General features: G+C 66.6%; 15 protein-coding genes and 1 pseudogene. 6 read left to right on the forward strand and 10 right to left on the reverse strand.

The genetic code is table 11. From position 1 onward, the window contains the following. Window positions 1-56: 56 nt before the first annotated feature. The 8 genes from FAZ69_RS10695 to FAZ69_RS10730 all read right to left on the reverse strand — a co-directional run bounded on the left by FAZ69_RS10695 (window position 57) and on the right by FAZ69_RS10730 (window position 10,899). Complete coding sequence (locus tag FAZ69_RS10695; protein WP_136894128.1) at window positions 57-968, reverse strand: carbohydrate kinase family protein; 912 nt, start codon at window positions 966-968, stop codon at window positions 57-59. Then, window positions 965-2,275 carry an AGE family epimerase/isomerase gene (locus tag FAZ69_RS10700; protein ID WP_136894130.1) on the reverse strand — a complete coding sequence of 437 codons (1,311 nt, stop codon included), beginning with the start codon at window positions 2,273-2,275 and terminating at the stop codon, window positions 965-967. The genes FAZ69_RS10695 and FAZ69_RS10700 overlap by 4 nt, the downstream gene beginning before the upstream one ends. Continuing rightward, on the reverse strand, window positions 2,272-3,309 hold the full coding sequence (locus FAZ69_RS10705; protein WP_136894132.1) for a LacI family DNA-binding transcriptional regulator: 1,038 nt from the start codon (window positions 3,307-3,309) through the stop codon (window positions 2,272-2,274). Before FAZ69_RS10705 ends, FAZ69_RS10700 begins: the two co-directional genes overlap by 4 nt. 139 nt (window positions 3,310-3,448) lie before the next feature. Continuing rightward, window positions 3,449-4,141: an aspartyl/asparaginyl beta-hydroxylase domain-containing protein gene (locus tag FAZ69_RS10710; RefSeq protein ID WP_136894134.1), complete on the reverse strand. Its 693-nt coding sequence runs from the start codon at window positions 4,139-4,141 to the stop codon at window positions 3,449-3,451. Window positions 4,142-4,351: 210 nt separating this feature from the next. Continuing rightward, window positions 4,352-5,911: a methyl-accepting chemotaxis protein gene (locus FAZ69_RS10715; protein ID WP_136894136.1), complete on the reverse strand. Its 1,560-nt coding sequence runs from the start codon at window positions 5,909-5,911 to the stop codon at window positions 4,352-4,354. A gap of 114 nt (window positions 5,912-6,025) precedes the next feature. Then, window positions 6,026-7,897, reverse strand: a complete 1,872-nt coding sequence (locus FAZ69_RS10720) for an EAL domain-containing protein (protein ID WP_136894138.1) — start codon at window positions 7,895-7,897, stop codon at window positions 6,026-6,028. Between the two features lie 130 nt (window positions 7,898-8,027). After that, window positions 8,028-9,290, reverse strand: a complete 1,263-nt coding sequence (locus FAZ69_RS10725) for a GGDEF domain-containing protein (protein ID WP_136894140.1) — start codon at window positions 9,288-9,290, stop codon at window positions 8,028-8,030. A gap of 586 nt (window positions 9,291-9,876) precedes the next feature. Then, window positions 9,877-10,899, reverse strand: coding sequence for a bile acid:sodium symporter family protein (locus FAZ69_RS10730; protein WP_136894142.1), 1,023 nt, complete (start codon window positions 10,897-10,899; stop codon window positions 9,877-9,879). Between the two features lie 511 nt (window positions 10,900-11,410). On the opposite strand from FAZ69_RS10730, the gene FAZ69_RS10735 reads away from it, so the two are divergent. From FAZ69_RS10735 to icmF, 4 genes are all read left to right on the forward strand, one after another. Beyond that, the gene (locus tag FAZ69_RS10735; protein WP_240702179.1) at window positions 11,411-11,890 is read left to right on the forward strand and encodes a hypothetical protein; all 480 of its coding nucleotides are present in this window, start codon (window positions 11,411-11,413) and stop codon (window positions 11,888-11,890) included. Window positions 11,891-12,391: 501 nt separating this feature from the next. Beyond that, window positions 12,392-13,501: a porin gene (locus FAZ69_RS10740; RefSeq protein WP_136894144.1), complete on the forward strand. Its 1,110-nt coding sequence runs from the start codon at window positions 12,392-12,394 to the stop codon at window positions 13,499-13,501. Window positions 13,502-13,620: 119 nt separating this feature from the next. Continuing rightward, window positions 13,621-14,553, forward strand: a complete 933-nt coding sequence (locus FAZ69_RS10745) for a LysR family transcriptional regulator (protein ID WP_136894145.1) — start codon at window positions 13,621-13,623, stop codon at window positions 14,551-14,553. A gap of 159 nt (window positions 14,554-14,712) precedes the next feature. Further along, window positions 14,713-18,018 (forward strand): fused isobutyryl-CoA mutase/GTPase IcmF, encoded by a 3,306-nt coding sequence (gene icmF, locus FAZ69_RS10750; RefSeq protein ID WP_136894146.1) that lies wholly within the window; start codon window positions 14,713-14,715, stop codon window positions 18,016-18,018. A gap of 60 nt (window positions 18,019-18,078) precedes the next feature. Here icmF and FAZ69_RS10755 read toward each other — a convergent pair whose 3' ends face one another. Next, the gene (locus FAZ69_RS10755; RefSeq protein WP_136894148.1) at window positions 18,079-19,038 is read right to left on the reverse strand and encodes an NAD(P)H-dependent flavin oxidoreductase; all 960 of its coding nucleotides are present in this window, start codon (window positions 19,036-19,038) and stop codon (window positions 18,079-18,081) included. 304 nt (window positions 19,039-19,342) lie between these two features. Here FAZ69_RS10755 and FAZ69_RS10760 point away from each other — a divergent pair, with 304 nt between their 5' ends. Next, window positions 19,343-20,242: an alpha/beta fold hydrolase gene (locus FAZ69_RS10760; protein ID WP_136894150.1), complete on the forward strand. Its 900-nt coding sequence runs from the start codon at window positions 19,343-19,345 to the stop codon at window positions 20,240-20,242. Window positions 20,243-20,359: 117 nt separating this feature from the next. On the opposite strand, the pseudogene FAZ69_RS10765 reads toward FAZ69_RS10760, so the two are convergent. Next, window positions 20,360-20,821 (reverse strand): annotated as a pseudogene (locus tag FAZ69_RS10765) (Lrp/AsnC family transcriptional regulator); the annotation flags it as partial. Window positions 20,822-20,946: 125 nt separating this feature from the next. Between FAZ69_RS10765 and FAZ69_RS10770 the strand changes: the two are divergent. Next, window positions 20,947-21,846 carry a DMT family transporter gene (locus FAZ69_RS10770; RefSeq protein ID WP_136894154.1) on the forward strand — a complete coding sequence of 300 codons (900 nt, stop codon included), beginning with the start codon at window positions 20,947-20,949 and terminating at the stop codon, window positions 21,844-21,846. Window positions 21,847-21,904: the final 58 nt, after the last annotated feature.

Here is a 21,904-nt window from a genome sequence, read left to right on the forward strand (position 1 = left end):
GTTCCGCGCGTGCCCGGAGCGCTCGATCGGGCGGCTAGAGATGGTTGGAGGCGGCCCTAGTCCGCCAGCAGCGCGACCACCTCGTCGAGCGTCGGCGAATGTGCCCCCGAGTGCCGGCAGGCCGCCGCGCCCGCCGCCAGTGCGAACGCGAGGTGCTCGGCGTAGCCGCGCTGCGGCGATTGCATCAGGCTGAAGAGCAGGCCGCCGATCGAAGCGTCGCCGGCGCCCACCGTATCGGCCACTTCGACGCGCGGCGGCCGCGCCTCGAACGTCTGGCCGTCGGCGTAGAGCGTCGCGGTGCCGGAGCCGCGCGTGACGAGCACCATCGCCGACGGGTTCATCGCGCGCAGCTGCGCGAGCGCGTCGGCTTCGCCGGTCTTGAAGAGGAGGCCGAGGTCTTCGTCGGAGACCTTGATGAGGTCGGCGAGCGCGGCCATCGTCTCGAGCGTCGGAAGGTAGCCCGTCTCCATCAGGTTGCGGTAGTTCGGGTCGAAGCTGATCTTCACGCCGCGCGCGCGCAGGTCGGCGGCGAGCGTCGCGAGCGTCGCGCCGAGCGGCTGGCGCACGAGGCTGATGCAGCCGAAGTGCGCCCACTGCGCCGCCTTCATCCAGCCTTCCGGCAGCAGCTCGGGGTCGAACGCGAGGTCCGCGCCGTTTTCGCCCATGAAGAAGTAGGTCGGCGGATGCGTCTCGTGGACGATCGCGAGCAGCGGCGGCCGCTCGACGCGCTGCATGAAGCGCATGTCGAGGCCGGCGGCGACACTCGCGTTCCAAAGCTCGTCGGAGAAGAAGTCGGTGCCGAGCGAGCCCGCGCAGGCGGTCGGGATGCCGAGCCGTGCGACCGCGCGCGCGACGTTCCAGCCCGCGCCGCCGGGGCGCGAGAGCCAGTGTGAATCGCCGGTGCGCACGAGATCGGTGAGGATGTCGCCGGCGGAGATGAAGAGCGGGAAATCGGTGGTGGCGGTCATGAGGCGTCTCGCGGCGTGCGGTTGCTATGGCTGGGGTTGTCGGGTTCGAGCGCGTTGAGCACCTCGTAGCAGGCGCCCATCGTGTGATAGTCGGTCTTGCCGGCGGGGCTCTTTTCGTCGCTGTATTTGCGGTTGTCGCAGGTGAGGATGCGGTACCAGGCGCCGTGGCGATGGTCGACGAAATGCGCCCAGCTGTAGCGCCAGATCTCTTCGTACCAATCCCAGAAGCGCTCGCTGCCGGTGCGCTGGGCCAACAGCGCCGCGGCGGCGAAGGTCTCGGCCTGCACCCAGAAATACTTGTCGTGGTCGCACACGGTGCCGTCCGGGCCGAAGCCGTAGCAGAGGCCGCCGTGGTCGTCGTCCCAGGCGTGCGTGAGCGCCGCGTCGAACAATTCGATGGCGCGCGGCAGCAGCCACGGTAGCGGGCGGTGGCGCTCGAGGATCAAGAGCAGCTTCGCCCATTCGGTCTGGTGCCCGGGCTGGAAGCCCCAGGGACGGAAGATGTTCGAGCTGTCCTCTTCGTTGTAGTGCCAGTCGACCGACCAGTCCGCGTGGAAATGCTCCCAGACGAGGCCGTGCGAGAGCTGCGCCTGGCGCATCGTGATGTTGGCCGCGACGCGTTCCGCGCGATCGAGGTAGACGAGGTGATGCGTCGCTTCGTATGCGGCGAGCAGCGCTTCCGTCGTGTGCATGTTCGCGTTCTGGCCGCGGTAGCCGGATACGTGCCAGTCGGGCGTCGCCTCGTCGGCGTAGAGGCCGGCGGCGCGGTCCCAGAAGCGGTGCTCCATCAGCTCGAAGGTCTCGGCGATAAGCGGACGCGCTTCCTCGATGCCCGCCATCAGCGCGTGCGCCGCCGCGAGCAGCACGAACGCGAGGCCGTAGCAGTGGCGCGTGCCGTCGAACGTGCGCTTCTTGCCGTCGCGCCATTCGATCTCCCAGTCGTAGCCGCGGTGCTCGGCATCCCAGTGCGCGTCGCGCAGGAATTTCAGGCCGTGGCGCGCGTACTCGAGATGCTTGGCGTTGCCGAATTGGCGGTACGCCATCGCGTAGTTGAAGACGAAGCGGCAGCTGCTCACGAGGTGGCGCGTCGTGCGGTTGTAGATCGAGCCGTCATCCTTGAAGAAGTGGTGAAAGCCGCCGGACGGGTCGAACACCGTCGGCGCGTAGAAGCGCAGGGTGTCCTCGACGTGCGAAAGCAGGAACGCGCGGTCGCGGAAGTCATCGATGGGCGGCACCGCCGCGTTCGTGTGCACGGTGGCGAGAACGGCGCGGGCTTGCGATTTGGATTGGTTGGGCAGCTTCGTCATGGCGTGATTCCCAGGAGGGTGCTGGCGGTGGAGCTGAACGTGCTCGAGGTGTCGGGCGGGACGGCGGTGCTGGCGCGCGCAACGAGCTGCACGGGCAACCGCACTTCGAGTTGCGCGGGCGATTCTTCGAGCAGCAGCTCGACGCCGCGTGCGCCGAGCGCTTCCTTGTCGACGGAGATCGTCGTGAGCGTCGGCGCGGAATGCGCGGCGGCGGGAATGTCGTCGAAGCCGACGATGGCGATGTCGTGCGGCACGCGCAGGCCGCGCGCGAGCGCGACGCGCATCGCGGCGAGCGCGGCGGCGTCGTTGTAGGCGAACACGGCGTCGGGCAAGGGGCCGCTCGCGTCGAGGATGCGCTGCATCGCACGCGCGGCGCCGGTGTCGGGGTCGAGCCCGGCGTCGATCGTGACTTCGAGCGACGGATCGAACAGCAGGCCCGCCTCGAAGAACGCGCGCCGGTAGCCGAGCGCGCGCTGGGCGATGCTGTAGTGCGCAAGCGAGCCGCCGATGAAGGCCACGCGCGTGCGCTTCAACTCGAACAGATGCTTCATCGCGAGCGCGGCGCCCGCGGCGTTGTCGAGATTCACCGAGCGCAGGTTAGGCGCCCACAGGTCGATCAGCACGAGCGGGCGCTGCAGCGCGACGAGCGCCGCGAGCGTCTCGGGCTCGACGAAGCCGGCCACGGCGATCGCATCGGGCGCATGCAGGCGCAGCTGCTCGACGACGTCCTCGGTCGGCCCCGCCGTGAGCAGCGACGGCACGATGCCGCGCTCGCGGCAGGCGTGCTCGACGCCGTGCAGCACGTGCGAAAAGAACGGGCTGGCGGCGACGTTGTTGTGCTGGCGATGCAGCAGGAAGGTGAGCCGCCGGATGCGCGGACGCAGCTGCGCCTGGTCGTAGCCCAAGCGGCGCGCGGCTTCGACGACGCGCAGGCGCGTCGTCTCCGAGAGGCCCGGCTGGTTTTTCAGCGCCCGCGATACGGTGCCGATCGATACGCCCGCCGCCTGGGCGACGTCGCGAATGGTTGTACCCATCTCTCCGATTCTGTCGATTCAGGTTCGGGCGATTGTATAGTAAAAACGGCCGGAAACCACCCTGAATGGCGCGTATGAATACGTGGAAATACCCGCAGAATCAACGAGAAACGAACATCTGTTTGTTTAGTAAAGCATGCTAAACAGCGATCTTCTCGCCGCGCAGGCGGATGCCGAGCCGCACAATCGAAATCACCGCGTTCGACAAGAGCCGCATGTCGAAAGGCATCTTGCGGCGGCGGATGTCGAGCAGCAGCACGATGCGGACCTGGCCGCTCGCGTTCAGCACTTCGTGCTCGAAGGTGTCGTCCCACAGCATGAATTCGCCGTCGTGCAGGCCGTAGGCGTGGCCGTCGACGGTGAGCGTGGCGGCGGGGTTGCCGTTCGCGTCGAGCGGCATCGAGAGCACCAGATAGCCGCGCAGGATGCCGCGAAACGGCCCGTGATGCGGCGGAATGTGCTTGCCCGGCGCGAGAAACGAGAACGACGCCGACAGCACGTCCGGCGCTTGCGCGACGATCGAGGCGAGCGTCGGGCAGCGCGCGAGGTTGCGCTCGAAGGCCACGCCGTAGGCCTTCATGATGTACATGCGCCAGTCGCGCGCGTCGTTGGCCGAGATGTCGGCCTGCTCGCGCATGATGTCGTGAAAGCGGGGGATGTTGCGCAGGTTCGTGGCGACGTCGAGCGCTTCGGCGCGAATCGCCTGCCAGTTCGCGACGAAGCGGGCCGCATCGGGAAAGTGGCGGGTCGCATCGAGCACGGGGGCGTCGTCGATGCGACTGTCGAAGATGCGGCGCATCAGCCGCACGCTGCTGTCGTACAACCCAAACATCCGAGTCCTCGTTGGCGCGCGTGTGGCGCGAATCGATCGGTGCCGGGGCGGCGCCGTGTGAAGTTTAGACTGGGACGGGCGGCGGAGTTCTGCGGCGCGCCTTACCGGGCGAGTGCGCCGGTTAAGGGAAATTACTGGGCGTTAGCGGCGCGTAAGCCGCAGGAAGGCAACGGCAAGATCGCGCGCCGCCGATGTGTCCGCGGCTATCGGCTACGCCGCCACCCGGAAGATCGACACCACCTCGCGCAGCGCCGTCGCCTCGTGCGAGAGTGCATTGGCGGCTGAGGCGGCCTTTTGCACGAGCGCAGCGTTGTGCTGTGTCATCTGGTCCATCTGCGCGACCGCGCGGTTGATCTGCTCGATGCCCGAGCGCTGCTCGTCGGACGCGTTCGAGATTTCGTCGACGAGCGTCGCGACGTTCTTCACCGACTCCAGCATGTCGACGATCGTGTTGCCGGCTTTCTTCACCGTGTCGGCGCCGCCGTCGACTTCGCCGGTCACGTCGCTGATGAGGCCGGAGATCTCCTTGGCCGCCTGCGAGCTGCGATGCGCGAGCGCGCGCACTTCCTGCGCGACCACGGCGAAGCCGCGTCCCGATTGGCCCGCGCGCGCTGCTTCGACGGCCGCGTTGAGCGCGAGCAGGTTGGTCTGGAACGCGATGCCTTCGATCACGGAGGTGATGCTGCGGATCTTCTGCGAGCGGTCGGAGAGCGACTGCATGCGCGCCATCGCGTCGACGGCGGCGTCGTTGCCGTGCTCGGCCTTCGCCGACGCCTGCAGCGCGAGCACGTTCGCCTGCCGTGCGTGATCGGCGTTCGCGCGCACCGTCGCCGCGAGCTGCTCCATGCTGCTCGCAGTCTGCTGGATGCCGGAGGCGTGCTCTTCGGTGCGGTTCGACAGGTCCGCGTTGCCGTTCGCGATCTCGCTCGTCGCTTGCGAGATGATGGCCGCCGCTTCCTGGATCGAGCCGATCATCGTCGCGAGACGGTCGCGCATCGATTGCATCGCATGCAGCACGCTGTGCTCGTCGTTGCGCGCGACGCGCACTTCGATCGCGAGGTTGCCTTCGGCGATCGCGTTGGCGATGGCGGCCGCGTAGGCTGGCTCGCCGCCGAGCTGGCTGAAGAGCGCGCGCGCCATCGCCCAGCACAGCGCGCCGACCACCGCGATGCCCGTCACGATGCAGGCGGCGACGAGCGCCTTCACGGTATCGGCGACTGTCTGCGCGTGATCGTATTCGCGCTGCGCCGATTCGACCTGCAGCGCGCGCAGCTGCGAGGTCTCGCTCTTGACGAGCTTCGCCTTCGGCTCGAGCGTCTGCGTGACGACCCATTGCGCTTCGGAGAGGTTGTTCGCCTTCAGGTCGTCCATGGTCGGCTTGAGGCCCTTGTCGCGCAGCGTCGTCCAATCGGCGGCGAAGCGGTCGGCGAGCTGGCGTTCGTCCGCGTCGAGCGGGTAGGCGCGGTATTCGGCGAGCAGGCGGTCGATCGTCGCGAGGTTGGCTTGCGTCGCCGTGACCACGGCATCGGTTTTCGCGGCCGACGGATCGAGCACGGCGTCGCTGATCGCGAAGTGGCTTTGAGCGACGAGCTCGTCGATCGTCGAGATCCGCTGCAGCGCTTTCGCGCGGCCTTCGAACACCTGGTGCAGCGCGGCGTCGGTGCGCGCGACGCCGTAGAGGCCGATGCCGCCCACGGCGGCGAGAACGAGGACGACGACGGCCAGCAAGGCGTAAAGCCGGCCTTTGACGGTGAAGCGGGTGGTGTTCATGCGTGATGCGGGATCTGTGGCGCGTGTCGCGAACGCGGCAGTGTGCCTTTGCGTTCGCGACACGATGATGAAGGTTCTATTCGTGAGTGAAAGGTGCGGGGCGCGCCTGCGGTTTCAATTGACGGTCCGCGCCTCGCTTTCCTCGACCGCATGCGGCGTCGCGGTCGCCATGTGCATCAGCGCTTCGCCTTCCTCGACGTCGATCAGGAAGAAGCCCGCCGCTTCGTGCTTCGCGCGGCGCTTCGCGAGCGCCGCCGCCGACGCGATCATCTCGCTGCTGTAGACGTTGCGCTGGTCCGGCTGCGGCCGCACGCGCACGCAGCCGATCGCCATCGTCACGAAGCCGAAGAAGGTCGGGTTGCCGCGCCGGTCCTCGCCGTGGATGCCGCCCGCGGCGCGGTCGGCATCCGCATAGAAGCGCTGTGCGCCGGCGTTGAAGTTCGCGATGGCCTTCTGCGCGCGCGCCTGCCAGTCCTCGCTCTGGAACAGGATCAGGAAGTCGTCGCCGCCCACGTGGCCGAGAAAGTCGCGCGTCGGGTCGCAGATGTCGGCGAGCACGACGGCCGCGAATTTCAGCACTTCGTCGCCTTGCCAGTAGCCGTACTGGTCGTTGAACGGCTTGAAGTGGTTCAAGTCGACATAGCACGCGTAGAACTCGGCGTGGTTGCCGAGCAGGCGCGCGATGTGCGAGCTGATCGGGATGTTGCCCGGCAGGAAGGTGAGCGGGTTCGCGTAGCGCGCCGCCTCGATGCGCACCTCTGTCACCGCGCGCACCAGGCTCTCGCCGGTGCCGAGGCCGAGGTACTTGCCGCCGTCGGTGATCACGAAGCCGTCGGCGAGATAGCGCTGGTCGTCGCTCGCGAGGAGCTTGGCCATCTGCTCGACCGTCATCGACTTCTCGATGACGACGGGCGACGCGTTCGCGAACTGCAGGCACGGACGCTTGCCGAACAGCTCGCGGTGATACGGCAGCGCGTAGCGGTCCATGAAGGCGCGCCGGTTGAGCAGCGCGATCGGCTCGTCGTTCTCGACGATGGCGACCGCGTGCAGGTTCGGCATCCGGTTGAAGAGATCGAGGACGTCGTTGTTGGCTGCCTGGCGCGGCAGCGCGGGCGCGGCCACCAGCATCTTCGCCGCCGCCATGCCGCCCGAGGGCGAGGCCGCGACGCTGCGCGTCTGGCCCGGAAACACGGCGATGTGCTCGGCGCGGATTGCCTGCTTCGCTTCGTCGGCGATGCGCGTGAGCGGCACGGCGTCCGGGCGGCCGAAGAAATAGCCCTGTCCGCAGCCGATGCCCATGTCGCGGATGACGATCAGGTCCGCCTCGTTCTCAATCCCCTCGGCGACGAGCCGCGCGCCGCTCGAGTTCGCGAAATGCTGCATCGCGCGCACGGCTTCGAACTTGAGCGGATCGCTCGCGATCTCGTGGATGAAGAAGCGATCGATCTTGACGATGTCGGGCTGCAGCCGCACCCACAGGTTCATGCTCGCGTTGGCCGTGCCGTAGTCGTCGAGCGCGAACTGCGCGCCGGTCTCGCGCACGGCGGCGACCATCTGCACGAAGCCGGCGATGTCGGAGATCGCGCATTGCTCGGTCAGCTCCACGACCAGGCGCTCGGCCGGCACGCCGAGGCGCAGGAGCCAGGCGAGCGTGTCGTCGCGCGTCTCTCCGAGCTTGAGGATCGCTTCCGCGCTGAAATTGAGGAACAGCTTGCCTTCGCAGTTCAGCTTCGCGAACGCGTGGATGCAGGTGCGCGCGGCGGCGTGCTCGAGCTCGGTCGAGAGGCCCTCGTGCGCCGCGTGTGCGAAGAGCGCAGCCGGTGCTTCGAGCGGCGAGCCGGCCGGGCCGCGGATCAGCCCCTCGTAGCCGAGAATCGCGCCGCCGTCGAAATCGACGATCGGCTGGAAGACCGCGGACAGCGCATGCTGTGCGATCAGATCGGCGACACCGGGTAGCGGGGCTGCCGATGGTGAGCGAAATGACATGACTGAACGGCCGACTAGCCGACGTTTGGTTGGACGTTCGGGTTATCGACGTTTGGCCTGCAGAGTTGAATGAAGTTTTTGTGATGCATTGCACCGAAGTGGTGCAATCGGTTGCTGGGCAGCCTCTGGCTTAGTCCGCGATCCACTCGCTTGGAAGCGGCTCGTCACCCGCGTCGCGCGGCTCGTGCGAACCGCTTGTGCCGTGGCTTGCCGGCGCCGCGGGGGCGGCTCCGGCCTCCTCGCCGGCGGGGCGGCCGGCGATGACCACGCGGTTGCGGCCGCCGCCCTTCGCGTCGAGCAGCGCGCCGTCGGCGCGGCGGATCACGCGGTCGATCTGCTCGCCGCGCACGTGCTGCGCGACGCCGACGCTGATCGTCAGCGTCACTTCGAACTGGCGGATGTCCTCGATCCGCTTGCGCAGCCGCTCGGCGACGCGTGCCGCATCGATCTGGTCAGTGTTGGGCAACAGCGCCACGAACTCCTCGCCGCCGAAGCGCCCGGCCACGTCGCTCGAGCGCATGCTTTCCTGGATGTGATGGGCGATCAGCCGCAAGGCGCGGTCGCCGGCGTCGTGGCCGAACCGGTCGTTGACCGACTTGAAGTGGTCGGCGTCGATGTAGAGCACCGAAAACGGCTGGCCCTGGCGCTCCGAGCGCTGCAGGATGCGGCGGCCGAGCTCGAACACGCGGCGGCGGCGCGGCAACTGCGTGAGGTCGTCGATGTCGGCGAACGCGCGCAGCTGGTGCTCGAGCCGGTAGCTCTTCTTGTTCGCGCGCCGCGCGAAGACGTTCGTGACGATGCTGGCCGAGAGCGCGACGAACATCGAGAGCGCGATGCCGAACCGCATATCCGCCGGCAGGCTGTGCAGCCCCATCAGCGCGAGCGGGCCGGCGACGGCGAGCGCCGCGGCAAGCGGGAAATCCCAGCCGCGCTGCAGGACTGGGCTGAACATGAGCGGGACCAGCACGAAGGCAGGCAGGACGATGAGCGCGCCGTGCTGCCAATGCAGGCCGTTGATGACGAGGCCGGTTTCGAGCACCGCGATGAACACGAGCGCGGCCGTGCTCGAGCGCTCGCCGTGGTGATTGAGCCAAGCGAGCGCCAGCGCTGCGCCCATCGGCAGCACCGGCGCCGCGCAGGCGAGCGCGTAGTGCGTGAACAGCTCGCCGTGCAGCCAGGCGCCGCCGGCGCACATGACGACATAGGCGGCGAGCGCGGTGGCGAGCTGAGCGCAGAGAAACGACCACAGGCGCTCGGCCGCGTAATCCTCGAACGACAGATTGTCTTCGGACGCGTCGGTAGTCCTAGTGCGGCGCCCCCGCGAACGCCTTTTCGACCGACGGATGTCCGCTACCTCATGACGGTCCTCGCGGGACCGGTCTTGGCTGCTCATTCTTATTCTCTCGTTGGCGTGCAAATTCGGTGTACACCTGAAACACGGCCTCTCAATCCGTGGCGCCTATTCTAGGTGCTATTCCTAGTGGCGCTAAATGCCGCAGGCGCATTTTAAAGAGATTTGGGGTTTATGCGAGAGGGGCGGCGCCGCGGCTGCGGTGCATTTCTGGCATAGACCTCCGGGATGTGAATGCACCGTGCGTAAGTCTGCTCGGCAAACGGCGTAGCCATTGCGGCCAGATACCTCGATTTGGAAACATTCGCCGATTTGCAAACGTTTGCTGGCGGGGTTTATTGATTTTGCCCGAGTGAAGCAACGGTAATGAGTTGAGTCTCCCCAATCATGAGAATTAATCGTACGAATGGCGGCTATTTATTTCGAATGGTTACGAAGCGGCGGATCGAGCGCCGGCTCGATTCAATCCGGGCGATGGCGATCCGCGCCTGCCGCCCTATGACTTCCGGCCGACGCGACGCCGTCGCGCGGCTCGCGTCAAATGACAAAAAACGCCGCGAGGCGGCGTCCTTGGTTTGACAGGCATGGAGGAAATATCGTGGCTCGGTCCTTTGCACCGCCGCACGAATCAGCGGCGCGCCGGGGCAGGCGCAGCGGCGCCGCGCGCGGCGGCTTGGCGTTCGCGGCTCAGGTCGCGCGCGCCCCAGCGTTGCGCGAGCGCGGCGCACACCATCAGCTGGATCTGGTGGAACAGCATCAGCGGCAGCACCACCGCGCCCACCTGCGAAGCGAAGATGACCTTCGCCATCGGAATGCCTGCGGCGAGGCTCTTCTTCGAGCCGCAGAAAATGATCGTGATCTGGTCTTCGCGGTTGAAGCCCAGGCGCTTGCTGGCGAACGCCGTGATGCCGAGGAGCACGGCCAGCAGCACCGCGTTGACGATCACGAGGCCGCCGAGCGCCAGCGGCGGAATGTGGTGCCAGAGCCCCTCGTTGACCGCTTCGCTGAACGCGGAGTAGACCACGAGCAGGATCGAGCCCTGGTCGACGATCTTGAGCACGCCGCGGTTGCGGTCGAGCCACTTGCCGATCACGGGCCGCAGCAGTTGCCCGGCGACGAACGGCACCAGCAGCTGCAGCACGATGTTGCCGACCGTATGCCACCCCGAGCCCGAGCCCGCCGCCTGATTGGCGATGGTCAGGCTGACGAGCGCAGGCGTGATGAAAATGCCGAGCAGGCTCGACGCAGACGCGCTGCAAACGGCGGCGGGCACGTTGCCCTTGGCCATCGAGGTGAACGCGATCGACGACTGGACGGTCGACGGCAACGTGCAGAGGAACAGCACGCCGGTATAGAGCGCGGGCGTGACAAGGGGCGAAAGCAGCGGCTTGAGCGCGAAGCCGAGCAGCGGAAACGCGACGAACGTGCTGATGAGCACGACCGCATGGAGGCGCCAATGCGTCGCGCCCGCCACGATCGCTTCTCGCGACAGCTTCGCGCCATGGAGGAAGAAGAGCAGACCGATCGCGATGTTGGTGATCCAGTTGAACGCGACCGCCGCCTCGCCTTTGCACGGCAGCACGCTCGCGATGATGACCGTGCTGACGAGCATCAGCGTGAAGTTGTCGGGGAGGAATTTGGGGCGGGCCATGATTGATTCTCGAAGCGGGTGTTGCCGGAAAGGGTTGCGCCGCGGGTGCTTGCCTCGCCCCGGATGCATTGGCGCTATTGTCCGGTCAGGCTATTGAAAATACAAATTCATTTAAATTGTCGATTGATGAATGAATTGCATGGGGTGCAAACAACAGGAAAAGCGGCGAATGCACCAATTGGCGCCCATTTTCGTGGGACCCGTATCCGTTCGCGCGTCGCCTGCATGCAACAAGCATGACCACGCCAACCTCCCTGGTCGCCCGCGATAAAAAGGACCTTCGCAGTACGCGAACCGAGCGCGCAAAAGGCATGCCGATATAGGGAAAACACTGCAAATTCAGCGCAGTAACAAGGCGTTACAACGATGCCCCAGGTCTAACACTTTTTACCTCGACACCCATTCGAGCCCCCCATAAATTACTGCTGACAGGCTCTCTAAAGCGCAGTCGTGTGAGCATTCGGGTCAGGATGACGCTGCGCACCGGGCTTGTGCAGGCGTTCTGGGAAGGTTGGCTGACGAATCGATCATGGCGGAATTGGGTATTCGAAACTTTGGGCGTTGGGCGGTTGGCGCGCTGTGCGTGGCCATGCTGTCGTTCGCTCATGCCCAGCCGCCGCGGATGGGGCATGACGGGTATTACGGAGGCGGTGCGCGCGGCTACGGCGGGCAGGCGCGCAGCTATGCGGCCGAGCGCCGCGCCGGCAACCCTGCCCAGGCCCGGCGCGCGGCCAATGGCGGCGCGCCGTGGAGCGGGCGATCGGGTGGGCCGGCGGGACGTGATCCTGTCTACGGCACGCCGATCCGGCCGGTCAGCGAGGAAGTGCCCCGCCCGTTCCAGCGTCAGGATCCCAATCCGCCCTACGTGCGATCCGGCTCGATTCGCGCCGACGTCGCCCGCTACAACGAAGAACGCGATTCGAACCGCTTCGTGCCGCGCCCTCCCAACGACGTTCCGCGTCCTCCCGCGCCTTCCCCCTACCGCAACTGACGGGCGTCGCGCCGCTTTCACCGCGGCCGTCAAAGTGACGCAACCGCGCCACACTTTTTAGCCGTGCAGCCCGTCTAACGGCGTCGATCTCTCCCTGTTTCTCAAAATAATATTGCGACCCCGCCGCTTTCGGCGACGATATCGCCGTACCCGCGAATCGGCTGGATCGGCAGCCGGCGCGGCATAGCGGGCAGATGCCCGTGATGCGTCGAGGGTGCGGCCCTCGATATGCAAAACAAATTCCAATGCAATTAACGCGATAGCTATACCCGCAATAAGCCAGCCTATTTTTGTCCAGAAAAATGGTCCGTAAAGATGATCCTTGCCCACAACCGGATCGACAGCGCTGCATGGGACCGGAGTAAGTGCTGAAGCGCTAACTCCGGTCGACAGCTGAAGCGCTAACTCTGGATCGACAGATCGAACGGCCAACCAGACAGTTCGCGCGAACCGCCCCCCGCGCCCGTCAACGCTTACCTTTTGACAAAGACAGGAGATCATATGAAAGCAATCGTCAGCCGTACGCTGAAAACAAGCGCCAAATGCGCAGCCGTGGCCGGCTTGCTTGCCGCAGGCGCCGCGGCGCACGCGCAATCGAGCGTGCAGCTGTACGGCCAAGTCGATACCTGGGTTGGCAACCAGAAATTTCCTGGCCAGCAGAACGCTTGGCAGGTGTCCGGTGGCGGCATGTCGACTTCGTACTGGGGCTTGAAGGGCTCGGAAGACCTGGGCGGCGGCTATAAGGCGATCTTCACGCTGGAAGACTTCTTCCTGCCGCAGAACGGCAGTTACGGCCGCTTCACCGGCGACACGTTCTTCTCCCGCAACGCATACGTCGGCATCGAGTCGCCTTACGGCACCGTCACCGCGGGCCGCCTGACGACGCAGCTCTTCATTTCGACGATCCTGTTCAACCCGTTCATCGATTCGTACGAGTTCTCGCCGATGGTGTGGCACACCTTCCTCGGCAACACGGCGATTCCGAGCGGCGCGACCTATACGACGGATACGGGCGTGGTCGGCGATTCGGGCTGGAACAACGCGGTGCAGTATCAGAGCCCGGACTTCAACGGCCTCTCGGGCAGCGTGATGTATGGGCTCGGCAATACCGCCGGCCAAAACGGCGCGAAGAAGTGGAGCGCCCAGTTCCTGTACTTCCATGGTCCGTTCGCGGCGACCGGCGTGTTCCAGTATGTGAACTTCAACAATTCGCCGGGCGACTTGCTGAGCCCGCCGTCGGTGTCGTTCGGCGGCAGCGTGGTGCCGTTCAAGAGCCAGTATGTCGGCCAGGTCGGCGCGAGCTACGACCTCAAGTTCGTGAAGTTCTACGGCCAGTACATGTACACGCATAACGACGAGACTGTCGGCAGCTGGCACGTCAACACCGGCCAGGGCGGCGTCACGGTGCCGGTGGGTCCGGGCACGGTGATGGCCTCGTTCGCCTACTCGCGCGACGCGGGCGGCCTCGACCAGACGCGCAAGACCTGGGCGCTCGGCTACGACTACCCGCTGTCCAAGCGCACCGATGTCTACGCGGCCTATATGAACGACCGCCTGAGCGGCTTGTCGGACGGCAACACCTTCGGAGCTGGCATTCGCGCGAAGTTTTGATCGCTCGCGACTCGTTGGTTCTCGAGGAAACGGCGCTTCGGCGCCGTTTTTCTTTATCTATGGGGTTTTGATAAAGTCCCGGCAATCTGGACGATTCATTCTTATTGCGAGCGATTGCCATGGACACCCTCGTCAGCATGAAAGTGTTTCGCTATGTCGTCGAGGTGGGCAGCTTCGTCGGCGCGGCCGAGCGCATGGAGATGTCCGCGGCGATGGCGAGCAAGCACGTGATGCATCTCGAGCAGCAGCTCGGCGCGCGGCTCCTGAACCGGACCACGCGGCGCGTCGCGCCCACCGAGGCCGGTCGCGAGTATCACGAGCGGCTCGCGCAGGTGCTCGCCGAGCTCGACGAGGCCGAGCAGGCCGTCAGCGCGGCGAGCATCGTGCCGCAGGGGCGGCTGCGGGTGTCCTGCCTGTCGGCGTTCGGCCTGCGCTACGTGATGGCCGCGGTCTCCGACTACGGCGCGAAGTATCCGCAGGTGACGACCGAGGTCGAGCTGTCCGATCGTGTCGTCGAGCTGATAGAGGAGGGCTTCGATGTGGCGATCCGCGCGTCGCCGTTCGGCCTGAAGTCGTCGTCGCTGATCGCGCGGCAGATCGCGACCGCGCATATCGTGCTGTGCGCCTCGCCAGACTATCTGCGCCGCCACGGCACGCCGCGAACCGTCGAAGACCTCGCGAAGCACAACTTCGTCCAGTACACGAACACCCAGTCCCTCGATTGGCTGCCGGGCGGCCCCGGCGCGCCGCGCGTCGCGCTGGCCGGCAACCTGGTGGTCGGTCACCTCGAGGCGCAGCGCGTCGTCGTGCTTTCCGGCTCGGGCATCGCGCGGCTCGGCACGGAGGTGATCGGCGAAGACATCGCCGAGGGGCGCATCGTGCCGATTCTCGTCGACGCGGTGCCGCCGCGCGAGCTGCCGATTCACGCTGTTTATGCGAGCCGGCGTCATGTGTCGGCCAAAGTGCGCTCGTTCGTCGATTTCATCGCCGAGCGTTTTTCGGGCGGCTCGCTGTGGCCGTCGTTCGATGAGATCCTGGCGGCGGCGCGCTGAAGGGGCCCCGGCGACGTCCGGGGCCGCGTCTTGACGCGCACGTAAACCTCCCTCGCGGTTTGCCTATACTGCGAGAAACGCCCGCACGAGCTGTCGACCCGAGTTACTGCTTCAGCACTGACTCGGGTCCCATGCAGAGCTGCCGATCCCGGGGGAGACATGACCGATCTTTCGATGCCGCAGCGCACGAGTGGCCACAAGCCGCCGTCCGCGCAGCGCCTGCGCTTCGTCACGGCCGCCGCGCTGTTCGACGGCCACGACGCGTCGATCAACATCATGCGCCGCATTCTCCAGGCGAGCGGCGTCGAGGTGATCCACCTCGGTCACAACCGCTCGGTCGCCGACGTCGCGAACGCCGCGCTCGAGGAGGATGCCGACGGCGTCGCCGTGTCGAGCTACCAGGGTGGGCACGTCGAGTATTTCCGCTACCTCGTCGACATGCTGCGCGAGCGCGGCGGCGAGCGGATCAAGGTGTTTGGCGGGGGCGGCGGGGTGATCGTTGCCGACGAGATCGACGAGCTGCAGCGCTACGGCGTCGAGCGCATCTACTCGCCGCAGGACGGCCAGCGGCTCGGCCTGCAAGGGATGATCGACGACATGATCGCGCGCGTGTCGAAGCCGCCGCGCGCGGCGCCTAGCGCGGACGCGCTGGCGCACCTCGCGCGCGGCGGCGCCGACGGATTCCCCCAGCTCGCCCAGCTCATCACCGCGCTCGAAAGCGGCCACGCCGACGCCGCCGCGCGCGCGGCGCTCGCCGAGCGAGCCGCCGGACTGGCTTCGCGCGTGCCGGTGCTCGGCGTGACGGGGACCGGAGGCGCCGGCAAGTCGTCGCTGACCGACGAGCTCGTGCGGCGCTTTCGCCTCGACTACGACGACATGCTGACGATCGCCGTGCTCGCGATCGACCCCTCGCGCCGCAAGTCCGGCGGCGCGCTGCTCGGCGACCGCATCCGCATGAACGCGATCGGCGACTGGGGCCGCGGGCCGCGCGTGTTCATGCGCTCGTTCGCGACGCGCGGCGCGGCGGCCGAGATCCCGGAAGCGCTGCCCGACGCGATCGCCGCCTGCAAGGCGGCGGGCGTGGACCTGATCGTCGTCGAGACCTCGGGCATCGGGCAGGGCGATGCGGGCATCGTGCCCTACGCGGACCAGTCGCTCTACGTGATGACGCCCGAGTTCGGCGCCGCGAGCCAGCTCGAGAAGATCGACATGCTCGACTTCGCCGATTGCGTCGCGATCAACAAGTTCGACCGCAAGGGCGCCGCCGATGCGCTGCGCGACGTCGCCAAGCAGGTCCAGCGCAATCGCGAGGCGTGGAGCACGCCGCCTCAGGCGCTGCCGGTGTTCGGCACGATCGCGTCGCACTTCAACGACGACGGCGTGACGGCGTTGTATCAGCATGTTGCGGCGTCGCTGGCCGCGCACGGTTTGCGCGACGGCGGCGGGCGGCTGCCGACGACGAGCGTGCGCTGTTCGAGCGAGCGTCACGCGATCGTGCCGCCGGCGCGCGTGCGCTATCTGTCGGAGGTGGCGGAGACGGTGCGGGCGTATCGCAAGCGGACCGAAGCGCAGGCGTGGACGGCGCGCGAGCGTTGGCAGTTGAGCGAGTCGCAGCGGATGCTGCGCGAAGCAGGCGATGCAACCGCCGATGCCCTCGACACCCTGATCGCCGCGCGCGACGCCCAACTCGGCGAGCGCGAAAAAGCGCTGCTCGCCGGCTGGCCGAAGACCGTCGAAGCTTATTCCGGCGACGAGCACGTCGTGAAGATCCGCGACCACGAGATTCGCACCGCGCTCACGGTCACGACGCTCTCGGGCACCTCGATCCGCAAGGTGTCGCTGCCCAAGTTCGCCGACCCGGGCGAGTTGCTGCGCTGGCTTTCGCTGGAGAACCTGCCGGGCTGCTTCCCGTTCACCGCGGGCGTGTTCCCGTTCAAGCGCGAGAACGAGGACCCGACGCGGATGTTCGCGGGCGAAGGCGACCCGCTGCGCACCAATCGGCGCTTCAAGCTGCTGTCGGAAGGGATGCCTGCGAAGCGCCTGTCGACGGCCTTCGATTCGGTCACGCTCTACGGCGAGGAGCCGCACGAGCGCCCCGACATCTACGGCAAGATCGGGAACTCGGGCGTCTCGGTGGCCACGCTCGACGACCTGAAGACGCTTTACGACGGCTTCGATCTCTGCTCGCCCGAGACGTCGGTATCGATGACGATCAACGGCCCCGCGCCGACGATCCTCGCGATGTTCTTCAACGCGGCGATCGACCAGCAGCTCGACTCGCTCGCGAAACGCTGCGAGGCCGAAGGCCGCGCGCCGAGTGCCGCCGAAATCGAAGCGGCCCGCGCCCGCGCGTTGCAAAACGTGCGCGGCACCGTGCAGGCGGACATCCTCAAGGAAGACCAGGGGCAGAACACCTGCATCTTCTCGACCGAGTTCAGCCTGAAGGTGATGGGCGACATCCAGGCCTACTTCGTCGAGCATGGCGTGCGCAATTTCTATTCGGTGTCGATCTCGGGCTACCACATCGCCGAGGCCGGCGCGAACCCGATCTCACAGCTCGCCTACACGCTTGCCAACGGCTTCACCTACGTCGAAGCCTATTTGGCGCGCGGCATGAACATCGACGGCTTCGCGCCGAATCTCTCGTTCTTCTTCTCGAACGGCATGGAGCCGGAATACACCGTGCTCGGCCGCGTGGCGCGCCGCATCTGGGCGGTGGCGATGCGCGATAAATACGGCGCGAACGAGCGCAGCCAGAAGCTCAAGTACCACGTGCAGACGTCGGGCCGCAGCCTCCACGCGCAGGAGATCGACTTCAACGACATCCGCACGACGCTTCAGGCGCTGATCGCGATCTACGACAACTGCAACTCGTTGCACACGAACGCGTTCGACGAGGCGATCACGACGCCGACTGAAGACTCGGTGCGCCGTGCGATGGCGATCCAGTTCATCATCAATCGCGAATGGGGGCTTGCGAAGAACCAGAACCCTAATCAGGGGAGCTTCGTCGTAGAGGAGCTGACGGATCTCGTCGAAGCGGCGGTGCTCGACGAGTTCGACCGGCTGACCGAGCGCGGCGGGGTGCTCGGCGCGATGGAGACGGGCTATCAGCGCGGACGCATCCAGGATGAATCGATGCTCTACGAGCATCGCAAGCATGACGGCTCGTATCCGATCGTCGGCGTGAATACGTTCCTGTCGGGGCATCCGCACGAGGCGCCGCCGCCGGTCGAGCTGCAGCGCTCGACGCAGGCGGAGAAGCAGAGCCAGCTCGCGCGCCTGCGAGCATTCCAGGCGCGGCACGAAGGCGAATCGGCAGCGATGCTGCTACGTCTGCAACGCGCTGTGATCGACGACGAGAACGTGTTTGCGGTGCTGATGGACGCGGTGCGCGTCTGCTCGCTAGGGCAGATCACGCACGCGCTGTTCGAGGTGGGCGGGCAGTATCGGCGGAATATGTGAGCGGGCCGGCCGCGGCTTCGGGCGGCTGACGCCCGAAGCCCGGCGGCGTTCGTTCGGCGCTTAGCGCCCGATCGCGAGCCGCGTCTTCGCTTCCTCGTACTCGCTCTTCAAGCGCGCCACGAGCTCGTCGACGCTCGGCACGTCGTTCATCAACCCGACCCCTTGCCCCGCGCCCCAGATGTCCTTCCACGCCTTGGCCTTGTCGCCGCCGAAGTTCATCTTCGACTTGTCCGACTCGGGCAGCGCGTCCGGGTCGAGCCCCGCGCTCACGATGCTCTCGCGGATGTAGTTGCCGTGCACGCCGGTGAAGAGATTCGTGTAGATGATGTCGGCCGCGTTCGAGTTGATGATCGCCTGCTTGTAGCCCTCGACCGCGTGGGCTTCGCGCGTTGCGATGAAGCGCGTGCCCATGTAGGCGAGATCGGCGCCCATCGCCTGCGCGGCGAGGATCGACCCGCCGTTGGCGATCGCGCCCGACAGCACGATCGGGCCGTCGAAGATGCGCCGCACTTCGCCGACGAGCGCGAACGGCGAGGTCGTGCCCGCGTGCCCGCCCGCGCCCGCGGCGACGAGGATCAGGCCGTCGACGCCCGCTTCGAGCGCCTTGCTCGCATGGCGCAGGTTGATCACGTCGTGCAGCACGATGCCGCCGTAGCTGTGCACGGCGTCGATGATCTCCTTGGCCGGCGCGCGCAGGCTCGTGATGAAGATCGGCACCTTGTGCTCGACGCACACGCGTACGTCGTGCTCGAGCCGCGCATTCGACTGATGCACGATCTGGTTCACCGCGATCGGGCCGACGGTCGCGCCCGGGTTCGCCGCCTGGTGCGCGGCGAGCGCTTCCTGGATCTGCGTGAGCCATTCGTCCAGCAATTCGGACGGCCGGGCGTTCAGCGCCGGGAACGAGCCGACGATCCCCGCCTTGCACTGCGCAAGCACGAGTTCCGGATAGCTGACGATGAACATCGGTGAAGCGACGACGGGCAGTGCAAGATTTTGCAAGGCGGCGGGCAAGGCCATGACGCTGTCTCCTTTGATAGGCTGCCGGCAGGTGCGCGGACATGCTCGGCGATATGAGTGTAGCGATGCGTGGCGGACGATGCAGCCGGCCGAAAGGCCTGGGACGTAATCCGTCTGAGCATTTCCGCTGCAGCGCATTCAAAATGAACGGTCGTTCGATTATAGGGGAATTCGGCTGATGTGCAGAGCGGTAGCGACCTGGAGGGAGTGCTCTGGTTCTACGCTTTCGTGCCCAGTCGAACGGCGCGGCGTCACGATCCGCTCCTAAAATGCGAAGGCCGATTACGACAAAAAAGGGAACATCATGGGCTTTCCGGATTTCACGCCGTTTCGCGTCGATGTTGCGGGTGTCGACATCTTCGGAGTCAAGGGCGGTTCGGGGCCGCCGCTCTTGCTGCTGCACGGTCATCCCCAGACGCACATGATCTGGCATCGTTGCGCGCCGCAGCTCGCGCAGCACTTCACGGTGATCGCGACCGATCTGCGCGGCTACGGCGCGTCGGGCAAGCCGGAGAGCGACGCCACGCACGCGCCGTACTCGAAGCGCGCGATGGCCGCCGACCAGGTCGCCGTGATGCGCCATTTCGGCTTCGAGCAGTTTCTCGTCTGCGCGCACGACCGCGGCGCGCGCGTTGCGCACCGGATGGCGCTCGATCATCCGGAGGCCGTCGAGCGCCTGATGCTGCTCGACATCGCGCCGACGCTCGCGATGTACGAAGGCACCGACCGCACCTTCGCGACGAAATACTTCCACTGGTTTTTCCTGATCCAGCCCGAGCCGCTGCCGGAAAAGCTGATCGGCGCGGATCCCGATGTCTACGTCGAGCGCGTGATGGGCAGCCGCCACGCGGGGCTCGCGCCGTTCGCACCGCACGCGCTCGAGGCCTATCGCGACGCGCTCAGACAGCCGGGCGCGGTGCATGCGATGTGCGAGGACTACCGCGCGTCGGCGACGATCGATCTCGAGCACGACCGCGCCGACGAGGAGTGCGGTCACAAGATCGGCTGTCCGCTGCGCGTGCTGTGGGGCGAGGAGGGCGTGATCGAGCTGTGCTTCGATCCGCTCGCCGAGTGGCGGCGGGTGGCGCGCGACGCGAGCGGGCGGGCGCTGCCGTGCGGGCATTACATTCCGGAAGAGGCGCCCGGCGAACTCGTTGCCGAGATGTTGTCGTTCTTCGAGGCGAACGAGCCGGCGGAAAGCTGACTAGCGCTTGGTGCGCGAGCGCGCGGCGGGCGAAGGCGCAGCAGCCGATGCCGCGGCGGCCGATGCCGTTTTCGCGCCTGCTGCCGCCGGACGCGCCTCTTCTTCGAGTTCCGGCGGCGCGAGCGGCGGCAGGCGGCGCGGGACCGGCGTCGACTTGACGATCGCCGTGCTCGTTTCGGCGCGCTCGGTGACTTTCGACAGGATCTCGTCGAGCTGCTCGATCGAGCGCAGCACCAGGCGGCAGACGAAGCAATCGTCGCCCGTCACCTTGTCGCATTCGACGAACTCGGGAATGCGGCGGAGCACCTCCTCGACCAGGTGCAGTTGCCCGGGCAGCGGCTTCACGCGCACGATCGCCTGCAGCGTGTAGCCGAGCGCGCGCGGGTCGATCTGCACCGTGTAGCGCTCGATCACGCCTTGCGTTTCGAGCCGCCGCAGCCGCTCGGCCGTGCTCGGCGCGGACAGCCCGACCTGGCGGGCCAATTCGCTCACCGCCATGCGCGAGTCTTCGGCGAGCGCGGACAACAGCGCGCGGTCCGTTTCGTCGAGCGCGGCGGCGGAATAAAGGCGTTTTGGCATTTTCACCTTCGATTATTAGCTGACGTTGCGTCGTTGCCTTAGTTTAGCCATGTATTGCGGCGATCGAAATCTCTACACTCGGTGACATCGAGTGAAAACCGGGCAACCGGAAAAGAGAGTCCGTCATGGCTACCCAGGAAATCCGCCGCGGCGCCGCCGAAATGAGCGCCGCCATGCTGATGTCGGGGACGATCGGCTGGCTGGTCGTCTCGTCGCAGCAATCGTCCGTCAACGTCGTGTTCTTCCGCTGCGTGTTCGGCGCGGCCACGCTCTTCGTCATCTGTCTCGCGCTCGGTCTGATCCGCCGCGAGCTTGTCTCGTGGCGCATGCTCGGGCTCGTCGCGCTCGCCGGCGCCGCGATCGTCGGCAACTGGCTGCTGCTGTTCGCCGCCTACTCGCGCGCGTCGATCTCGATGGCGACCGCCGTCTACAACACCCAGCCGTTCATGCTCGTCGCGCTCGGCGCGATTGTGTTCCGCGAGCGCGTGACGCCATCGATGATCGCATGGCTCGTCGTGGCGTTCATCGGGCTGGTGTTCGTCGTGCGCGTGGAGCCTGCCGTGCTGGCGATACCGGGCGAGTACCTCGAAGGCGTTGCGCTCGCGCTCGGCGCGGCCTTCCTCTACGCGATCTCGTCGATCATCACCAAGCGGCTCAAGGGCACGCCGCCGCATCTGATCGCGCTGATCCAGACCGTGCTCGGCGCGTTGATGCTTGCGCCGCTCGTGGGCTTCGACGCGCTGCCCACGGCGAGCGTGCACTGGTTCCAGCTCGCGACGCTCGGCGTCGTCCATACCGGCCTCATCTACGTGCTGCTGTATGGCGCGATCCAGAAGCTGCCGACGGCGATGACGGGCGCGCTGTCGTTCATCTATCCGATCGTTGCGATCGTCGTCGACCGCATCGCGTTCGGGCAGTCCCTCGCTTGGATTCAAGTCGCGGGAGCGGCGTTGATCCTGCTTGCGGCAGCGGGCGTGAATCTCGGCTGGCGCATCGTGCCGCAGCGGCGGTTATCGTCGACGTAAGGGGCCGTAAGAATTGTTCTGGATTTCGAAGCAATTTGCCGGAGCGTGGCATCCGTAC

Origin of the sequence: Trinickia terrae (assembly GCF_005144415.1) — a bacterium.
Classification (GTDB): Bacteria; Pseudomonadota; Gammaproteobacteria; order Burkholderiales; family Burkholderiaceae; genus Trinickia_A; species Trinickia_A terrae.